This is a genomic window from Pseudomonas sp. LBUM1661 (assembly GCF_059695925.1).
This window is the reverse complement of the sequence record NZ_CP166794.1, coordinates 1,856,393-1,875,593: the sequence shown is the minus strand read 5'-3', so window position 1 is coordinate 1,875,593 and position 19,201 is coordinate 1,856,393. Positions and strand designations below refer to the sequence as shown.

18 protein-coding genes are annotated in these 19,201 nt (G+C 60.2%); 5 read left to right on the top strand and 13 right to left on the bottom strand.

The genetic code is table 11. The annotated features are described in order from the left end of the window. Positions 1-46: 46 nt before the first annotated feature. Both ACA057_RS08575 and ACA057_RS08570 read right to left on the bottom strand, forming a co-directional pair. Complete coding sequence (locus ACA057_RS08575) at positions 47-1,198, bottom strand: TDT family transporter (RefSeq protein WP_497347475.1); 1,152 nt, start codon at positions 1,196-1,198, stop codon at positions 47-49. A gap of 114 nt (positions 1,199-1,312) precedes the next feature. Next, positions 1,313-2,506 (bottom strand): MFS transporter, encoded by a 1,194-nt coding sequence (locus tag ACA057_RS08570; RefSeq protein WP_497347473.1) that lies wholly within the window; start codon positions 2,504-2,506, stop codon positions 1,313-1,315. A 91-nt stretch (positions 2,507-2,597) separates the two neighbouring features. On the opposite strand from ACA057_RS08570, the gene ACA057_RS08565 reads away from it, so the two are divergent. Together ACA057_RS08565 and ACA057_RS08560 are read left to right on the top strand one after the other, a co-directional pair. Continuing rightward, positions 2,598-3,137, top strand: a complete 540-nt coding sequence (locus ACA057_RS08565; RefSeq protein WP_497347471.1) for a TetR/AcrR family transcriptional regulator — start codon at positions 2,598-2,600, stop codon at positions 3,135-3,137. 251 nt (positions 3,138-3,388) lie between these two features. Continuing rightward, complete coding sequence (locus tag ACA057_RS08560) at positions 3,389-6,859, top strand: hybrid sensor histidine kinase/response regulator (RefSeq protein WP_497347469.1); 3,471 nt, start codon at positions 3,389-3,391, stop codon at positions 6,857-6,859. Between the two features lie 140 nt (positions 6,860-6,999). On the opposite strand, the gene ACA057_RS08555 is transcribed toward ACA057_RS08560, so the two are convergent. The 3 genes from ACA057_RS08555 to ACA057_RS08545 all read right to left on the bottom strand — a co-directional run bounded on the left by ACA057_RS08555 (position 7,000) and on the right by ACA057_RS08545 (position 10,641). Then, positions 7,000-8,364, bottom strand: a complete 1,365-nt coding sequence (locus ACA057_RS08555; RefSeq protein ID WP_177333625.1) for a DNA recombination protein RmuC — start codon at positions 8,362-8,364, stop codon at positions 7,000-7,002. 175 nt (positions 8,365-8,539) lie between these two features. Then, positions 8,540-8,863 carry a sel1 repeat family protein gene (locus tag ACA057_RS08550; protein WP_497347467.1) on the bottom strand — a complete coding sequence of 108 codons (324 nt, stop codon included), beginning with the start codon at positions 8,861-8,863 and terminating at the stop codon, positions 8,540-8,542. 749 nt (positions 8,864-9,612) lie between these two features. Then, complete coding sequence (locus ACA057_RS08545; protein ID WP_497342339.1) at positions 9,613-10,641, bottom strand: IS110 family RNA-guided transposase; 1,029 nt, start codon at positions 10,639-10,641, stop codon at positions 9,613-9,615. A 596-nt stretch (positions 10,642-11,237) separates the two neighbouring features. Here ACA057_RS08545 and ACA057_RS08540 point away from each other — a divergent pair. The 3 genes from ACA057_RS08540 (at position 11,238) to ACA057_RS08530 (ending at position 13,638) form a co-directional block, all read left to right on the top strand. Then, a complete protein-coding gene (locus tag ACA057_RS08540; protein ID WP_007898912.1) occupies positions 11,238-11,462 on the top strand; it encodes a hypothetical protein in 225 nt (74 codons plus the stop codon). 276 nt (positions 11,463-11,738) lie between these two features. Beyond that, positions 11,739-12,221 carry a hypothetical protein gene (locus tag ACA057_RS08535; RefSeq protein WP_401358176.1) on the top strand — a complete coding sequence of 161 codons (483 nt, stop codon included), beginning with the start codon at positions 11,739-11,741 and terminating at the stop codon, positions 12,219-12,221. Positions 12,222-12,366: 145 nt separating this feature from the next. Beyond that, the gene (locus ACA057_RS08530) at positions 12,367-13,638 is read left to right on the top strand and encodes an OmpP1/FadL family transporter (protein WP_497347465.1); all 1,272 of its coding nucleotides are present in this window, start codon (positions 12,367-12,369) and stop codon (positions 13,636-13,638) included. Positions 13,639-13,726: 88 nt separating this feature from the next. Here the strand turns inward: ACA057_RS08530 and ACA057_RS08525 are convergent, their stop codons facing one another. The 8 genes from ACA057_RS08525 to cobU all read right to left on the bottom strand — a co-directional run bounded on the left by ACA057_RS08525 (position 13,727) and on the right by cobU (position 19,140). Then, the gene (locus ACA057_RS08525; RefSeq protein ID WP_497347463.1) at positions 13,727-14,293 is read right to left on the bottom strand and encodes a glutathione peroxidase; all 567 of its coding nucleotides are present in this window, start codon (positions 14,291-14,293) and stop codon (positions 13,727-13,729) included. Between the two features lie 55 nt (positions 14,294-14,348). Further along, the gene (locus ACA057_RS08520) at positions 14,349-14,471 is read right to left on the bottom strand and encodes a hypothetical protein (RefSeq protein ID WP_401358180.1); all 123 of its coding nucleotides are present in this window, start codon (positions 14,469-14,471) and stop codon (positions 14,349-14,351) included. Beyond that, a complete protein-coding gene (locus ACA057_RS08515) occupies positions 14,468-15,676 on the bottom strand; it encodes an MFS transporter (protein WP_497347461.1) in 1,209 nt (402 codons plus the stop codon). The genes ACA057_RS08520 and ACA057_RS08515 overlap by 4 nt, the downstream gene beginning before the upstream one ends. Before the next feature lie 52 nt (positions 15,677-15,728). Then, complete coding sequence (locus ACA057_RS08510) at positions 15,729-16,133, bottom strand: MarR family winged helix-turn-helix transcriptional regulator (protein WP_401358183.1); 405 nt, start codon at positions 16,131-16,133, stop codon at positions 15,729-15,731. Positions 16,134-16,257: 124 nt separating this feature from the next. Continuing rightward, entirely contained in the window at positions 16,258-16,992 is a 735-nt protein-coding gene (locus ACA057_RS08505) for an adenosylcobinamide-GDP ribazoletransferase (RefSeq protein ID WP_497347459.1), read from the bottom strand. 2 nt (positions 16,993-16,994) lie between these two features. Then, entirely contained in the window at positions 16,995-17,570 is a 576-nt protein-coding gene (gene cobC / locus ACA057_RS08500) for an alpha-ribazole phosphatase family protein (RefSeq protein WP_497347457.1), read from the bottom strand. After that, complete coding sequence (gene cobT / locus ACA057_RS08495; protein WP_497347455.1) at positions 17,567-18,622, bottom strand: nicotinate-nucleotide--dimethylbenzimidazole phosphoribosyltransferase; 1,056 nt, start codon at positions 18,620-18,622, stop codon at positions 17,567-17,569. The genes cobC and cobT overlap by 4 nt, the downstream gene beginning before the upstream one ends. After that, positions 18,619-19,140, bottom strand: a complete 522-nt coding sequence (gene cobU, locus ACA057_RS08490; protein WP_497347453.1) for a bifunctional adenosylcobinamide kinase/adenosylcobinamide-phosphate guanylyltransferase — start codon at positions 19,138-19,140, stop codon at positions 18,619-18,621. The genes cobT and cobU overlap by 4 nt, the downstream gene beginning before the upstream one ends. Positions 19,141-19,201 lie beyond the last annotated feature (61 nt).

Sequence of the window (19,201 nt, the reverse complement as noted above, 5' to 3'; positions counted from 1 at the left end):
AATGTCGAAACCCGATCCAGGCCACACATTACCTAATCCTGGCCGGTTATTTCTTTAATCCTGCTATGCACGGCGAGACAAACAACTCGCCACGCCACGCGCCTCGCACCGTGCGTTTCGCGACGATCAGCCACATCAGCGTCAGCAACGCCACCAACACACAGCCGAAGACGCTGAAAAATACCAGGTTCAAGGTGCTGGCCAATTTCAACGTTGCCAGAGAATAGACGCCTAACGGGAACGTGAAGCCCCACCAGCCGAGGTTGAAGGGAATGCCGACGCGCAAGTAACGCACGGTAATCAACACGGCGATCAGCATCCACCACAGGCCGAAACCCCACAGCGTGATCCCCGCCACCAGCCCCAACCCGGCGGCAATGTCACCGATACCTGGCAGACCGTTGGCAGCGAAAATGACCGGCGCGTCTGCGCCCAGCAGCAACATGCCCAACGCGCCGGTGCCGATGGGCCCGAGCGCCAGCCAGCTCGAAGCGGCCATGTTTTCGTGGGGCAATTTATGCAGCGCCATGCGCAGCAACAGGATTGTCAGAATGCTGAACGCCACCGGTAGGGAAAATGCCCACAGCACGTAGCTGGTCACCAGCATCACCAGTTGCGAATGGGCATCGGCCAGGTGCGGCGCCAGCAGACCACCGCTGGCAGCGGCAACTTCCGCAGCCACCACGGGCAGCAGCCAAACGGCGGTCATTTGATCGATGCTGTGCTCTTGGCGGGTGAACATCATGTACGGGATCAACACGCCACAGGCCAGTGACATCGCCACATCCAGCCACCACAGCACCTCGGCAAGATGAATGACGCCCTCGCCCCAATGCGGTAACCCGAAGACCAGAAAACCATTGATGATCGTCGCCAGGCCCATGGGGATGGTGCCGAAGAACATCGAGACCGTGGAATGCCCGAAAATCCGCCGCGCTTCGTCGAAAAACAATGCCCAACGCGCCGCGTAGAGTGCCGTGAACAAAACGAACAGGAAGATATTGAACAGCCAAAGCGCTTCGGCAATCCCGTGCAAAACCGGGTTGACCACGGGCAATTGCGCCAGTGCCAGCGCAAGCACGCCGGTGCCCATGGTGGCGGCGAACCAGTTCGGGGTGAACTGGCGGATGACTTCGCGCGGGTGCTGTAAATGACTGAAGGGTTTGAAAGTGGCTGGTGCGCTGTTGGGGCATGTCATGGCGAACTCCTGTCCTCTGGTGAGGTGGAGCTCATGGTAGAACTGAATCGAATATCTATATAACGGGTAATATCTCTAACCGTTATCTGTTTTTCTTATATAGCTCAGTCTCGATCAACCGACATCGGCGCTACAGACTTTGACCGACCGTTGGCGAACCAATCCAAACAGCGCCACCAGTGACAACACGATCAATGCCGCGCCATAACCATCGGTGGTTGCCACCAAGCCGAAGGTGCGCGTCAGAGTTCCCGCCAGCAACGACGGCAAACAGAACGCCAGGTAACTGAGCACATAGTACGCCGACATCAAACCCGCCCGCTCATGTGGCAGCGCCAGCGGGACCAGACTGCGCACCGCCCCGAGGAAACCGGCGCCGAACCCGCAACCGGCCAGCAGTGTTCCAGCGAAAAACAAGGTCAGGCTGGCGCTGTGCACGCCCAGTAAAATCAATACAAGACCCGTTGGCAGCAAGGTGCCGCCCAACAACAGCCCTTTGGCGGCTGGCCGATTGCGCAGGGTGAAGATCATCAGCGCGCCGGTTACCGTCAGTGCCGCCACGGCCGATCCGCCGATCAGGTTTGAAGTCGAGCCGGTGGCCGTGCGTAGTAACGAGGGGGCGAGGGACGCAAAAAAACCGCCGAGCGCCCAGGTCGCGGTATTCAGTGGCAACACCCGCCACAGCGTGGAGCGCGCCTGGATTGGCACGTGCAGCGTCGGACGCAGCGAAGCCCACGCCCCCGGTTGCGAACTGACGCTTTCCGGCAGACGCCAGACGTACAGCGCCTGGATAAAAAACAAAGCCAAGAGCACCCAATAGGTCAACTGCAAGGGCAGCGGCGCAAATTCGGCCAGCAAGCCGCAGCCCATTGCACCCGCCGCCATGCCCAGCAACGGCGCAACGCTGTTGATCAGCGGCCCTTGCTGGCGATCGGTGTCCAGCAGCGCCGCACTCAATACGGCCGTGGCCATTCCTGTAGCAAAGCCCTGAAGCACCCGAGCACCGATCAACCAGGCGACACTGTCGGCATTGATAAACAGCAGCATCGCCAGAATGTTCAGGACCACCGCCGCGAAAATCACCGGTTTGCGCCCCAGATGATCCGAGAGCGAGCCGACCGTGAGCAGTGCCGCCAGCAGGCTGATGGCGTACACACCGAAAATAAGGGTCAGGGTCGCCGCCGAGAACTGCAGGTGTTCCTGATACAAGTGATACAACGGCGTCGGCGCGGTGGAAGCGGCGAGAAAACTGAGTAAGGTGATCGCCAGAAACCACAGGCTTGCACGGTTTGAAACAGGACGGGACATGGGTACACTCCGCAAAAGCTAACTTTTTGCTTTTGCGGAGTGTGCTACTGACCTGCGCTTAAAGCAAATTCTTTGTGTTAAGGTCCGATTCATGGCTATTAAAGAAGGTTTACGCCCTGGCGGCCGCAGTGCCCGGGTGCAAGAGTCGGTTCATTCGGCCGTGCGCGATCTCCTCGAAGCGCAGGATCGCGCCACCGTGACCGTCCCCCAAATCGCCGCCCGCGCGGGGGTGACGCCGTCGACGATTTACCGGCGCTGGGGCGATCTGTCGGTGTTATTGGCGGACGTCGCCCTCGCCCGCATGCGCCCTGAAAGCGAACCGGCCAATACCGGCAGCCTGCGCGGTGATGTGCGTGCCTGGGCGGAGCAGTATCTGGATGAAATGAGCTCCGAGCCCGGCCGCAACATGCTGCGCGATGTGCAATGCAGCACCACACCGGCCGTTTGCGCGAACATCATTGGTGGGCAATTGCAGGCGATTCTGGATCGGTACCCCGACCAGCCGAAGCCGAGTGTTGATCGGCTGATCAACCTGGTGGCGGCGCCGACAGTGTTTCGCATCCTGTTTTCGGCGGCGGCATTGGAGGTTGAGGAGTTGCATCAGTTGATCGAGATTGCGTTGAGTCATTGAGGCCGCCTTCGCGAGCAAGCCCGCTCCCACATTTGATCTCCAGTGGTCACATAATTTGTGAACAACACATCTCTAATGTGGGAGCGGGCTTGCTCGCGAAGGGGCCCGAAAAACCACCAACGATCCAGCTGACTCACCACCTGCGACACCCCGCCGCGCCTCGACCTTGGTCGACACTGACTAACCCCCGTCCATCGTGCGAGACTGTCTGACCGGGTGTGAATCCCGGGTGTCTTTTGCCTGGAGTTTCCATGTCGCTGTCCAGCGGGCTGATCGCCGCCGTCGCCCTGGCCTATATGGCCATCATGTTCGCCATCGCCTTCTACGGCGACCGTCGCAGCACGCCGTTGCCGCCGCGAGTGCGCGCGTGGGTGTACAGCCTGTCGCTGGCGGTCTATTGCACCAGTTGGACGTTCTTTGGCGCCGTGGGCCAGGCCGCCGAACAACTCTGGTCCTTCCTGCCGATCTACCTCGGGCCGATCCTGCTGCTGGTCTGCGCGCCGTGGGTCCTGCAAAAGATGGTGATGATCAGCAAGCAGGAGAACATCACCTCGATTGCCGACTTTATCGCTGCGCGCTACGGCAAATCCCAGTCGCTGGCGGTGGTGGTGGCCTTGATCTGCCTGGTCGGCGTGTTGCCCTACATCGCCTTGCAACTCAAAGGCATCGTGCTCGGGGTGAACCTGCTGATCGGCGCCGGTGCCGACGCCATGGGTACCCGCGCCCAGGACACGGCGCTGATCGTGTCGCTGGTGCTGGCGCTGTTTACCATCGTTTTCGGTACACGCAACCTCGACGCCACGGAGCACCACCGTGGCATGGTGCTGGCGATTGCGTTTGAATCGCTGGTCAAGCTGTTCGCTTTTCTGGCGGTCGGCGCGTTCGTGACCTACGGCCTTTACGACGGTTTCGACGACCTGTTCAACCAAGCCATGCTCGCCCCGCGCCTCGAAGAATACTGGAAGGAAACCATCAACTGGCCGTCGATGGTGGTACAGACCGGTGTGGCGATGATGGCGATCATCTGCCTGCCCCGGCAGTTTCACGTGACCGTTGTGGAAAACATCGATCCTCAGGATCTGCGCCTGGCCAAATGGGTGTTCCCGGCGTACCTGGCATTGGCGGCATTGTTTGTAGTCCCGATCGCCCTCGCTGGTCAGATGTTGCTGCCCAGCTCAGTATTGCCGGATTCGTTTGTAATCAGTCTGCCACTGGCCCAATCCCATCCTGCCTTGGCGATGCTGGCCTTTATCGGCGGCGCGTCGGCGGCGACCGGCATGGTGATTGTGGCCAGTGTGGCGCTGTCGACCATGGTGTCCAACGACATGCTGTTGCCCTGGTTGCTGCGCCGCAACAACGCCGAGCGGCCGTTCGAAGTGTTCCGCCAGTGGATGCTGTCGGTGCGCCGCGTCAGCATCGTGGTGATTCTGCTGCTGGCCTACGTCAGCTATCGCCTGCTGGGCTCCACCGCGAGCCTGGCGACCATCGGCCAGATCGCCTTCGCCGCCGTGACTCAACTGGCCCCGGCCATGCTCGGCGCGCTGTACTGGAAACAGGCCAACCGCCGCGGTGTATTCGCCGGCCTCGCCGCCGGGACATTCCTGTGGTTTTACACGCTGATTCTGCCAATCGCCGCCCTGAGCCTGGGTTGGTCGCTGAACAGTTTCCCGGGCCTGGCCTGGCTGCACAGCAACCCGCTGCACCTGCCGATCACCCCGCTGACCCAAGGCGTGGTGCTGTCGCTGGCGGGCAACTTCACCCTGTTCGCCTGGGTCTCGGTGCTGTCGCGCACACGGGTGTCGGAGCACTGGCAGGCCGGTCGTTTCATTGGCCAGGAGATCAGCGCCCGGCCGAGCGCCCGTTCGATGCTGTCGGTGCAGATCGACGATTTGCTGCAACTGGCTGCGCGCTTCGTGGGTGAAGAGCGGGCGCGGCAGAGTTTCATCCGTTTCGCCTACCGCCAGGGCAAGGGCTTCAACCCGAACCAGAACGCTGACGGTGAATGGATCGCCCACACCGAACGCTTGCTGGCCGGTGTGCTCGGGGCTTCTTCGACGCGCGCGGTGGTCAAAGCCGCCATTGAAGGTCGGGAGATGCAACTGGAGGATGTCGTGCGGATCGCCGACGAAGCCTCGGAAGTGCTGCAGTTCAACCGCGCGTTGCTGCAAGGCGCGATCGAGAACATTACCCAGGGCATCAGCGTGGTCGATCAGTCGCTGAAACTGGTGGCCTGGAACCGCCGTTACCTGGAGCTGTTCAATTACCCGGACGGCTTGATCAGCGTCGGCCGGCCCATCGCCGACATCATTCGCTACAACGCCGAACGCGGTCTGTGCGGTCCCGGCGAAGCCGAAGTGCACGTCGCCCGCCGCTTGCACTGGATGCGCCAGGGCCGCGCCCACACCTCCGAGCGACTGTTCCCCAATGGCCGAGTGATCGAGCTGATCGGCAACCCGATGCCCGGCGGCGGTTTTGTCATGAGTTTCACCGACATCACGCCGTTCCGCGAAGCCGAGCACGCGCTGACCGAAGCTAACGAAGGCCTGGAACAGCGAGTCGCGGAACGTACCCATGAACTGTCGAAGCTCAACGTGGCCCTGACCGACGCCAAGAGCACCGCCGAAGCGGCCAACCAGTCGAAAACCCGCTTCCTCGCCGCCGTCAGTCATGACTTGATGCAACCATTGAACGCCGCGCGCTTGTTCTCCGCCGCTCTTTCCCATCAGGACGACGGCCTGTCCAGCGAGGCGCAGAAACTGGTGCATCACCTCGACACTTCGCTGCGCTCGGCCGAGGATCTGATCAGCGACTTGCTGGACATTTCCCGCCTGGAAAACGGCATGATCAACCCCGATCCCAAGCCGTTCGTGATCAATGAATTGTTCGACGTCCTCGGCGCCGAGTTCAAGGCACTGGCCCGAGACCAAGGTCTGAAATTCCGCGTCCGCGGCAGTACGTTGCGGGTCGACAGCGACATCAAGCTGTTGCGGCGGGTCTTGCAGAATTTTTTGACCAATGCGTTCCGCTACGCCAAAGGGCCGGTGCTGTTGGGGGTTCGACGGCGCAAGGGCGAATTGTGCCTGGAAGTCTGGGACCGTGGGCCGGGCATTCCGGAAGATAAACAGTTGGTGATTTTCGAAGAGTTCAAACGCCTCGACAGCCACCAGACCCGTGCTGAAAAAGGTTTGGGGCTGGGCCTGGCGATTGCTGACGGGCTGTGCCGTGTTCTCGGCCATACCTTGCAGGTACGCTCCTGGCCGGGTCGCGGCAGTGTGTTCAGCGTCACCGTACCGCTGGCGCGGGCGCAAACCGTGACGCCGGCCAAGGTGGTCGAACTCAACGGCAAACCGCTCAGCGGCGTACAGGTGCTGTGCATCGATAACGAAGACAGCATTCTGATTGGCATGAACAGCCTGCTGACTCGATGGGGTTGCCAGGTCTGGACGGCGCGCAACCGCGATGAATGCGCAACGCTGCTCAGCGAAGGCATCCGTCCGCAATTGGCGCTGGTGGATTACCACTTGGATAACGGCGAGACAGGGACCGAGCTGATGGCGTGGTTGCGGACCCGTTTAGGGGAACCGGTGCCGGGGGTGGTGATCAGTGCTGATGGGCGACCGGAAATGGTCGCCCAGGTGCATGCGGCGGGGCTGGATTACCTGGCCAAACCGGTGAAACCGGCGGCGTTGCGGGCGTTGTTGAGTCGGCATTTGCCGTTGTAGTGTGACCGATTTGAGTCTTGTGGCGGTGCATCTGACGCCATCGCGGGCAAGCCCGCTCCCACAGGTTTCTATGTGTTTGCACAAATAGAGTGAACAACACAAAAACTGTGGGAGCGGGCTTGCCCGCGATGCTTTTCGGTTTATTCAGGCAGCTCGGCCAGCCCATCCACATCGGTCATCGCCCGCTCCAGCAAATCAGCCGGCAGGCTCTTGCTCGCCCGCGCGCCGAGCAACTTGAGCTGCTCACTGCGGCTGACCAGGTTGCCGCGCCCTTCTGTCAGCTTGTTGCGCGCCGAGCTGTAGGCTTTATCCAGTTGCTGCAAGCGATTGCCGACTTCGTCCAGATCCTGAATGAACAACACGAATTTGTCGTACAGCCACCCGGCGCGCTCGGCGATTTCCCGGGCGTTCTGGCTCTGACGCTCCTGCTTCCACAGGCTGTCGATGACGCGCAGCGTCGCCAACAAGGTGGTCGGGCTGACGATCACGATGTTGCGGTCGAATGCTTCCTGAAACAGCGTCGGCTCAGACTGCAAGGCGGCGGAAAACGCTGCTTCGATCGGCACGAAGAGCAAGACAAAATCCAGGCTGTGCAGGCCGTCGAGACGCTTGTAATCCTTACCGGCCAAGCCTTTGACGTGATTACGCAGCGACAGCACGTGCTGTTTGATGGCGATCTGGCCGATGGCATCGTCTTCGGCGGCCACGTATTGCTGATAGGCCGTGAGGCTGACCTTGGAGTCGACCACCACCTGCTTGTCGCCCGGCAGATAAATGATCACGTCCGGCTGGAAACGCTCGCCGTCCGGGCCCTTGAGATTGACCTGGGTCTGATACTCGCGCCCCTTCTCCAGCCCCGCGTGCTCAAGCACTCGCTCCAGAATCAGCTCGCCCCAGTTGCCCTGGGTTTTCTGGCCTTTCAAGGCACGGGTCAGGTTGGTGGCTTCATCGCTCAGGCGCAGGTTCAACTGCTGAAGTCGTTCCAGTTCCTTGGCCAGCGAGAAGCGCTCGCGGGCTTCCGCCTGATAACTTTCCTCGACGCGTTTTTCAAAAGACTGGATGCGTTCCTTCAACGGGTCGAGCAACTGCCCCAGGCGTTGCTGACTGCTTTCGGCAAAACGCTGCTCACGCTCGTCAAAGATCTTGCCGGCCAGTTCGGCGAACTGCGCACGCAGCTCATCACGCGAGCCTTGCAGGTCGTTGAGGCGCTGCTGGTGGCTTTCCTGCTGCTCGCGCAGTTCGGCATTGAGCGAGGCGGCTTGCGCGTCCAGGCGACGCAGCTCAGCCTCTTTACCGGCGCGTTCGAGATTCCAGGCGTGGGCAGCATCGCGGGCGTCGTCGCGCTCGATCTGCAGCAGTTCGACTTCACGGCGCAGGGCCGCCAAGTCTGCCTGTTTAGCGGCGTTGGCCTGGCCCAGGTCTCCGATTTCATCGCGGCAGGCTTCGAGCTGGGCGTTCAAGCCATCCTGAGCCAGGTTAGCCATGGCCAGTCGCTCTTCCAGCAGTGCCACATCTGACTGCGTGGCGCTTGCTCGGCGCTGAAGTTGCCAGGCCAATACCAATAACGGCAGTGCAGCGCCCGCCAGACCGAGCAATGCGCTGGTCAAGTCCATAGCCATAGCCACTCCTGCCAATCAAATAAAGCTTGAAGGTTAACCAAGGCGTCAGGTCTTGGACAGCTCAGTCTTCGTTCAGACCGAGTTCCTGTCGGGCGCGCTTATCCCCTGCGCGCGCGGCTTGACGCAAAAGGTCCTGGCCAATTCGGCGGTCACGGGCATTCCCGCATTCCCGGCACATGAGCTGACCGAGACGACTTTGTGCGGCCACGACCCCTTCACGGGCGGGCTGCTTGAGCAGGCGTCCGGCAAAGTGTTTGACGTTGGTGTTTTCGCCCAGGCGCGGGCTGTCGAGAAGCCACTCCGCCACACGCATCGAAAAGCGCTTGGGAGGGATTACATTGGGGGGTGTCGAGGTGTCAGAGTCTGATGCTGAGCGAAACTTCATAAAGCACTGTGGGGCAGATCGGAAGGCGCGCCACTCTACTCTTTTTTTCTTACAGGTAAAGCCTAAAAAAACCCGGCACGCCCGTCCTAGAGCAAGCGCTCGGGACAATCCACAGAAGCTGTGGATAACTCAGTGGACAACCGCCCTTGAACTCTCGCAAAGCCCTATGGAATGGGGCTCGCAGTCAAACTGACGATTTTTTCACCAGTAAAAAAAAGCGATGTTTTTCATTGACTTAAATTTTGGTTACAGGCACCCACTGCGTTTGAAGGGAAGATGACAGCGCGGTGACAACCTGCGCGACTTATGTGCACAAGTACCTTCGAGGCAGTTATATCAATGGGTTTTTTCCGCGCTTTTTTCAACTGAGCCTGGGGATAAACCTGCGCAGACCCGTGATTCAGGCAGGTCCGGGTGGACGACCAGCCGTCGGATTCTGGGCTAATACAGAGCTGCACCGTGCACGTGTAGCAGCCGTCGAGCCTGCGAGACAGCTGCTACATCTATGGTTACCCCCTTTTCTGCAATACTGTTTTTGATGCGTGTTTGGCTTGCTTTCATCTATCCGGCGTCTGAGTGGGGTTATGGCCCCGCGCCTCGATGAGAATCGATGCCTAACGACCCTAATTAGAGTGACGGCCTTACAGCCGTGTAGCAGCTCAGGGTTGTCGTCAGGCCGGTTGGCCGTTCACGTCATCAGTTATCCAGCATCGCAAAACCAGGTGGGTGGTGCTCGGGTGACAGCGGGGTCAGGCGTTCATCGCGGCTGGCCCCGCATCGAATTCAGTGTGGTGGGCCGCAATCGCCCAGGCGATCCTTGCCAGCTTGTTGGCCAACGCACAAACCACGAGATTGGAGTGATGGTGGGACGCTATTAGCTGGCGGACCCACTCCGCCAAAGCGCCTTTTTGTCGGTCTACCTGAATCAAATAAACCCGGGCGCACTGGATGAGCAGACGCCTCTGGTTTCGGTCGCCGCGTTTACTAATGCCCAACAGCACGGTCTTGCCGCCCGTGGAATGCTGTTTCGGCACCAAGCCGATCGAGGCCGCATAGCCTCGGCCGCATTTGAACTGTTTGCCATCGCCCAACTCGGCAGCCAGGACGGTGGAGGTGATCGGGCCGACACACGGCATGGTCATCAAGCGCGCCGCCAGATCATCTTCAGCGGCCTGGCACTCCACGTCCTTGTCCAGCGCCTTGACCTGCCCATCCAGATAGTTGAAGTGCCCATGCAGCAGCATCAGATTTTTCTTGATGCGTTCAGAAAATGAACTCACTTCAAGCAACGCTGGAAGCTCTTTGATGGCTTTGAAGCCGACTGCCAGACTGACGCCCACCTCCAGCAGGGCTGCGTGAATCCGATTGACGGTCGCAGTGCGGTCTTTAATGAACGACTCACGTATCGAGTTGGACATGGCCAGCGCCTGCTGGGCTTGGGTTTTGGGCGGCACAAAACGCATCGTGGGCCGGGTCGCCGCCTCGCAGATTGCCTCGGCATCTGCGAAGTCGTTTTTGTTGCTTTTCACGTAAGGACGCACGAGATGAGGCGCAATGAGTTTGGGCGTGTGCCCCAGCTTTGCGACCTCTTGCGCCATGAAGTGGGCGCCTCCGCAGGCCTCCATCACGACTGTGCAGGACTCCAGGTTGGCCAGATACTGAATGAGCGTCATCCGATTGAATTTTTTGCGGCAAAGCTCATGACCGCGATCATCTTGCGCATGCAGGTGAAAGGAGTGTTTTCCCAAATCAATGGCGGCAATAGCTACTTTGTTCATGGCAACAGTCTCCGATGAGCCCCCGGTGAAAGCTTAGTGGGCGGCGATCACAGGGGGCGGCGGGGGTAGCCATTTCATTAGAGACGAACGCGGTTCGACAGCGCCTACATAGGGCGCTTCAGGAATCTTTTTTGCTGACACACTTCCTTTCTGCAATTCAATCCGTTAGTATCCGCGGCGTTAGTACCAAGCTGAAAATCAATTCTGGTCGAACAAATCCCCCCGGTCAGCCTTCCCAACGGAAGCCTCCACCGACAAAGCGGGATCGACCACCTCGATGGTTTCCAGGTAAACCTTGCGTCAACACAGCCTTTGATTCGAAAGCAAAGGGTGTTGCGAAGATCACTTACTCTGACCGAACCAGCCTGCAAATTGATCAGGATCTTCACCCCGGGCCCAGAACCTTTGCCCTTGATGTGTTGCCTGCCCTCCTAAGTACCTACCTGCCAGCCCAAGCGCGCCAATTTATCAGCGCTTCAAACTGGCTGCTTTGTTCCAGTCGGGTTCTTCGTTCGACCAATGGTGGTCGTCGTCACTGGAACGTTTTAATTTTGCACGGTTCTTATCCGTGTCGCTTGTAGGAACACCCAATGACTATGTCTACTCAAATCCACACCCAGGATGCAATCCGCACCCTAACCAACGCTTTTGCACCAATGAACTGCCTGATCATGGCCGCACGCAAAGGCTGCTTCAGCTTCACTCTGGTCAATGAACACGGCATCGCTCGTCACAGCGAACGCCTGTACCCCGATCAATACTCCAGCGCCGAGCCGCTGCAGGCCGTGATCGAGCGTACCCGTCAGGCATTGGTTGCCTGATACGCCAGAAAGACTGAAAACCTCAAAAGCCTCGCTCAAAAAGCGGGGCTTTTTATTGCCCGATATTTCACTTTCCCCCCGCCACGGCTAAGCACTAACCGATATAACGGTTATAACTGGCTGCCAGAAATATTTTAAAAACAGGCCTTTACGGCGCGAATATGACACTACACTTCAACTCAAGCGGCTTGATCCGCTTCCGGCGAGCCTGACTCGATTCACCGCTGCCAACGCTTAATTCAGGTATCGCCGACCATTTCATGTTTCGAGGGTTTTATGGGTATCGCTGCCAGCGAACTGTGCCGCTATGTGATCCGCCCGACATTGATCTACCTTGGACGCCATAGCGCAACTGCCGAATCCCTGCTGCTGGGCATCGCCGCCAGCCAGTCAGCCCTTGGTACTGCCCTGCATGACCGCCGTGGACACGGCCTGTACCGAATCGCCGAACCCCGCCATCAGGCACTTTGGGACCACTACCTGGCACTTGACCCGGAGCGCGCAAGCCTGGTCCGCGGCCTGGCCAGCCAGCATGCCTTCCTCAGTGGTCCGCACCTCGAATTGACCGTCAACCTGCGTTACGCCACCGCCATCGCCTGGCTGTTGGTAGAAGAACAGAACACTCCCCTCCCCGAAGCCGACGATCTGCTGGGCATGGCCCGAATCTGGCGCCAGACATTCCAGCCCCAAGGACGTCTCAGAGACTTCACCTACGCCTGGCAAACCTGTGTTTCACCGATGAATCAGGTCGCCTGCTGATCCACTTTTTCGCAAGATCGTGAAACACGTCGCGAATCTGGTCGGATTGTCCTACAAAACCGCTCTAAATCAACCGATACAGGCTATAGCGCTGGGACGAAAATGTTGGTAATTTTCGCCCCGGTGATCACCAGGAGTTCTAATAATGAAAAAAGTAATGCTCAAAACCACCCTTAGCCTCGCCGTTACCTTGGCATCCACCCAGCTCTTCGCAAGTGGCTTTGCCCTGAACGAACAAAGCATCAGCGGGATGGGTACAGGTTTTGCTGGGCGATCTTCATCTGCCGATGACGCATCCACTATTTTTGGCAACCCTGCCGGCATGGCTCGCCTCAAGCGCGAACAAGTGACCGGCGGTGTTGCATTTATCGACGCACACACTGACATCAGCGATGCCAGCTCCCGTCCCAACGGCGGTACCAACAAAGGTGACATGGTCCCTTTCATGGGCGTACCGATGGGCTATTACGTCAAGCCAATCGATGACCAGTGGGCCTTCGGTATCGGCGTGTACGCGCCATTCGGTCTGGTGACCGATTACGAGAACGGCTTTGCCGGCCGTTACTTCGGCAGCAAGAGCGAAGTCAGGATCGTCACTCTCCAGCCAACCGTCAGCTACGCCTTCAACGACAAAGTTTCCATCGGTTTCGGCCCGACCATCAACCGCATCGACGGCAAGCTGGAATCGAACCTGTCGCTTGACCCGCGCGCACCGGATGGCGAAGTCCGCATCAAGGGTGACGACACGGCGCTGGGCTACAACGTCGGTATCCTGGTTCAAGCCACCGACAGCACCAGCGTCGGCCTGACCTATCACTCGAAAGTGAAGTACAAGCTTGAGGGTGATACCAAGGTCAACTACGGCCTGCTCGGCGCACTGGGTCAGAACCCGAACCAGAAGTTCGACGCTTCGCTGGACATCACGACGCCTGAATCGGTCGACTTCTCGGTTACCCACAAACTGGACAGCCAGTGGACCCTCTACGCAGGCAGCACCTGGACCCGCTGGAGCCGCCTGAAAGAAATCTCCGTCGAGAACGAAGGCGTTCCTGCCGCGCTGGCCGCACGCGGGTTCGGTACTATCACCGAAGAGCAGAACTGGCATGACACCTGGGCTCACGCCATCGGCGCTTCCTACCAGTTGAACAAGCAATGGGTACTGCGTACCGGCCTGTCCGTTGACCAAGCGCCGACCAACAACGAAAACCGCTCCCCACGCATCCCGACGGGCGATCGCACGATCTTCAGCCTCGGCGCCGGCTGGAGCCCGACCGACGACCTGACCATCGACGTGGCGTATTCGTACCTGCGTGAAGAGTCGGTCAAGGTCAACGACGACAACGGCCGCCAGGCCTACGACGCCAAGTATGAAAACTATGCGAATGGTTTCGGTGTTGGCGCGACCTACCGCTTCTGATGATTCACGGCGAGGCTTGACCCTCGTCGCCTGAATCAAAAAAGCCCCGCACTCTTGTACAGAGGCGGGGCTTTTTAGTGGGCGTCGATCAGGGTGTGGAAGCCAGAGGCGGCGACGCCAGGGCCTTCTCCACCGCTTCGATGAACTCGGGATCGTCGGGCTTGGTCAGGCTGGAGAAACTGGCGATCACCTTGCCCTGGCGATCGACCACGTACTTGTAGAAATTCCACTTCGGCGCGCCGGTCTGCTTGGCTAGCACTTTGAACAGGTGAGTGGCACCGTCGCCGCGGACTTTCTGCGGTTCGGTCATGGTGAAGGTCACGCCATAGTTCACGTAGCACACCTTGGCGGTCTCCGCGCCGTCCTTGGACTCCTGATTGAAGTCATTGGACGGAACGCCGAGCACCTCCAGCCCCTTCTCCTTGTAACGCTGATTCAGCGCCTCAAGGCTTTTGAACTGTGGGGCAAAACCACAGAAGCTGGCGGTATTGACCACCACCAGCGGCTTGCCGGCGAAGCGCTGGCACAGGTCGATGGATTCATTGGCGCGCAACTTGGGCAATGAGCCTTGCAACAGTGCCGGGCACTCTGCCGCTTGAGCCAATCCGGTAAACGCCACCAGTAACGCGGGAACTGCCAACCAGCGCATCAGCATGTCAGTGCATCCTTCAGAGGTCGTCAGAAACGAAGTTACTCGCCCTCCTGTCCTGCTAGCAAGCACCCATGCCTAACTGCATCAACGCCAGCCCGCCCTGCTGCCAGCCCCACCACGCCAGGGCCAGCAGCAAAGCGCAAACAGCGACCGCAGCGATGCGCGGCCAGAGACTGTTCATACCGCACTCATCCGGGTTTGCAAACGCGCCACCGGCTGCTCACGCACCGGCCAGTTCAGGGCAGCGGCCAACAGGCTCAAGAGAATCGCCACTTGCCAGATCAAGTCATAGCTCCCGGTCCGGTCATACACCACCCCGCCCAACCAGCCGCCGAGGAACGATCCGAGCTGGTGAAACAGGAACACGATGCCACCGAGCATGGACAGGTTTCGCACGCCAAACAAGGTCGCCACGGTGCCATTGGTCAAGGGCACGGTCGACAGCCAGAGGAAGCCCATCATCATGCCAAACAGATAGGCGGTGGTCGTCGTGACCGGTGCCCACAGAAACCACGCAATCACCACCGCTCGCAACAGATACAGGCCGGTGAGCAAACGCGGCTTGGACATCCGTCCGCCGAGCCAGCCGGCGGTGTAGGTACCGAAGATGTTGAACAAGCCGATCAACGCCAGCACCGTGGTACCGACAGATGCCGGGAGATGCTGGTCCACCAGATATGCCGGCAGGTGCACGCCGATAAACACCACCTGGAAGCCGCAGACAAAAAAGCCGAACGCCAGCAGCCAGAAACCCGAATGGGAGCAAGCCTCGCGCAGTGCTTCGGACAAGGTTTGTTCATGGCCGAGCACGGGCAACGGCTTGTCCTTGAGCATGCTCACCAGCGGCACAATCAGCGCCACCAGCAGGCCCAACACCAGCAACGCAGCGGACCAGCCGAGCCAGCCGATCAACCCCAGCGTGCCGGGTAACATGGCGAACTGGCCAAAGGAACCGGCGGCGCTGGCAATGCCCATGCCCATGCTGCGTTTCTCCGGTGGCACCGCGCGCCCGACCACGCCGAGAATCACCGAAAACGACGTACCGGACAGGCCGAGACCGATCAACAGGCCAGCACTCAGCGACAAGGTCACGGCCGAATCCGACAAGCCCATGAACAGCAACCCCAGCGCATACAGCACACCGCCGACCGCCACCACTTTCGCCGCGCCGAAGCGGTCGGCCAGCGCGCCGGTGAAGGGCTGCGCCAGGCCCCAGATCAAATTCTGCAAGGCGATGGCAAACGCAAACGTCTCACGCCCCCAACCGAACTCGGCGCTCATCGGTGCCAGAAACAATCCGAAGCCGTGTCGCACCCCCAGAGACAACGCAAGAATCAGCGCACTCCCCACCAACACCCAACCGCAAGTACGCCACATCGAGGTCATTCTTATTCTCCGGTAGCGGGTATATACCCGCTTAAGATCGAACAAACCGGCATCACGCCAGTTCGTCCAGCAACTTCAGCAAAGTTTCGCGTTTCTCGGCCCCCAAGCGATCAATCAACCGCTGCTGCGCCGCTTCCCAGGCGGGCAAGGCCGCAGCCAGCCGCTCAGCACCGGCGTCAGTCAGGCGGACGATACGATTGCGCATGTCCTCGCCCTCGACCAGCGTCACCAGCCCTTCTCCCTCCAACACGCGCAGATTGCGCCCGAGCGTGCTGCGGTCCAGGCCCATGGCCTCGGCCAAGGTGGAAATACTCGGTTGATCCAGACGCTGCAGATTGCACAGTAGAGAATACTGGGCAACGTTGATCCCGAAGCCGTCGAGAGCGCCGTCGTAATGCCTGCTGACGCCACGGGCGGCGCGACGCAGGTTGATGCATAAACATTGGGAATCGAGCATGGTGCGTGTATATACCCGCGGCTAAATGAAAGCAAGGTTTTGGAATCATATTACCCGTAGGAGCGAGGCTTGCCCGCGAAGCTGTTGGCGCACTTGAAGACGCCTTCGCGGGCAAGCCTCGCTCCTACATAATTAAGGCCAGCCCTACGAGCAATGTCATCTCCAGCAATTCCAGCATCGCACCGGCCGTATCGCCGGTGGTGCCGCCCAAGCGCCGCACCATCACCTGCCGTAACCAGACAAACATCAACGCCGCCAGCACCAACGCCAATACACCGCTGAGCCCGGCAATCAGCACACAAACCACCGCACTGGCACCCAGCACCTGTTTACCGGCCAACCGCGGCAAATGATCCGCCAACGCCTGACCCAAACCACCGGCTCGCACATAAGGCGTGGTCAGAAACAGCCCCAACAACGCAGCACGGCCAATCAAGGGAACGATGAGCAAAACAACGCCGTGTCCCTGCTCAATCAACGCCAGCAACGCCGCGAATTTCAGCAGCAACACCAGCACCAGCGTCACCACGGCGATCGGCCCGCTGCGCGGATCCTTCATGATCGTCAGCGTGCGCTCACGGTCACCGAACCCGCCGAGCCACGCATCGGCGCTATCGGCCAGGCCGTCGAGGTGCAGCGCACCACTGAGCAACACCCAAACCGTCAGCAACAACGCGGCGTGAAGCAACAACGGTGTGCCCAGCAACAGCCCGTTCAGGGCCCACAACAGCGCGCCGAATAGCAGCCCCACCAGCGGATAAAACAGCAGCGACCGCCCCAACTCCTCAGGCGCCGGCATGCCCGGCAGACGAATCGGCAGGCTGCTCAGAAATTGCAGGGCGATCCAGAATGGCAACATGGTCAGGACGCTTCCTTTAACGAGCCGCCCGACTCGACCGACAGCGAAAACAACGCACCGTGGCTGACTTCTACGTTAAGTAGTTGCTCACGGGGCAATCCCCGCGCCTGAGCCAGCAGCAAACGCATGACGCCGCCATGGCTGATCAGCAACACTCGCTCGCCTGCATAGGCGGCGTGCAGACGCGCCACCGCCGCCAGCACGCGCGTCGAAAAATCCTCGACCCGCTCACCTTGAGGCGGTGTAAACGAATAAGGGTCGGCCCAGAACAATCCCAAGGCCGCGGCGTCAGTTTCCATCAGCGCCTTAGCGCTCTGCCCTTCCCAGGCGCCGAAGTGCAGCTCCTGCAAGTCTTTATCCAGTTGCACCGGTAAACCCAGTTGCGCGCCGAGTTCTTCAGCGAACCGCGCGCAACGCTGCAACGGCGAACTGACCAGGCGATCCCACGGCCCTTGATCGATCACGGCGGCGCGCATCTGTGCCCAGCCCTTGTCGGTCAACGCATCATCGAGGCTGCCGCGCAGACCGCCGCCGAGTTCGGTTTCGCCGTGGCGCAAGAGATCCAGGCGCAATGTCATACGGGACGATCCGCCACCGCAGCTTCGGCGAAGGTCGCCATTTGGCCGTGCAGGTCGCACGTCAGACGCAGCAACGGCACGGCCAATGCGGCGCCGCTGCCCTCGCCCAGGCGCAGGCCGAGATCCAGCAACGGCTCGGCGTTGAGGGTTTCCAGTACATGGCGATGACCCGGCTCGGCACCGCGATGCCCGAACAGCAGCCACTGCCGGCACTCCGGGTTCAAGCGCACCGCAACCAGCGCAGCGACGCTGCAAATGAAACCGTCCACCAGCACCGCGACACCTTCCTGGGCACACGCCAGGTATGCGCCGACCAATGCCGCGATTTCAAAACCACCGAGGTTGAACAGGGTTTGCAACGCATCACCGCGCTGAGCGCCATGCAAGGCCAACGCACGCTCGATAACCTGAGCCTTGTGGCTCACGCCCGCCGCGTCCAGTCCGGTGCCCGGCCCGGCCAGATGCACCACCGGGCAATCGAGTAACGCACAGGCCAAAGCGCTGGCCGCCGTGGTGTTGCCGATGCCCATTTCACCGCCGATGTACAACTGCGCACCCGTCGCGATGGCACGTTGCACGCTGTCGCGACCGGCCTGCATAGCGAGTTCACCCTGGGCCTGCGTCATCGCCGGACCGTCGACAAAATTCGCAGTGCCGGGGCCCACGTTCAGGTGACGCACACCCGGCAAATTCAACCCCGGGTTGACGGTGCCGAGGTCAACCACTTCAAGGGAAGCACCCAACTGCCGCGCCAACACGCTGATCGCCGCGCCGCCACTGACAAAGTTGTGCAGCATTTGCCCAGTGACCTCCTGGGGAAACGCCGACACCCCTTCGGCGACCACGCCATGATCGCCGGCAAAAATCGCGATCCACAGCTGATCGAGGCTCGGCTTGACCCGCCCCTGCAACCCCGCCAGTTGCACCGCTACCGACTCCAGTCGACCGAGGGAACCGGCCGGTTTGGTCAGTTGCTGTTGACGCGCTACGGCCAGCTCGACCGCTGCCGCATCAATCGGCTTGCACGGGTTAAGCCACCAGAATTGAGTCATAACGCAGTTCCTTTCAAAGTCAGGGGCAGGCCGGCGACGGTCAGGACAACTCGCTGACAGCGCTCGGCCAACGCTTGATGCAGCCAACCGGCTTCATCGACATAGCGGCGAGTCAATTCGCCCAGCGGCACGACACCCATTCCGGTCTCGTTGCTGACAAAAATGATTTCACCCGGCAGCGTGGCCAGGCAGTCCAGCAGGGCTTCGCGTTCGGCGCTGAGGCGCTCGGGGTTGTCGAGCATCAGCAGGTTGGTCAGCCACAGGGTCAGGCAATCCACCAGCAGGCAACGCTCGGGACTGGCGGTTTCGCGCAGGATGCGGGCGAGCTCAAGCGGTTCTTCGATCAGCGCCCATTCAGCCGGACGGCGGGCGCGGTGATGGGCCACCCGTTCGTTCATTTCGCCGTCGAGGGGTTGGCTGGTGGCGATGTAGGTCACCTTGAGTTGGCTATCTGTAGCAAGTTTTTCTGCCAGGCGACTTTTGCCGGAGCGGGCGCCGCCGAGGATCAGTTGCAGCATGGTTTATTCCTTAGCATCTTCGGTAAGGCGACGTGCCTCATCGCGGGCGAGCCCGCTCCCA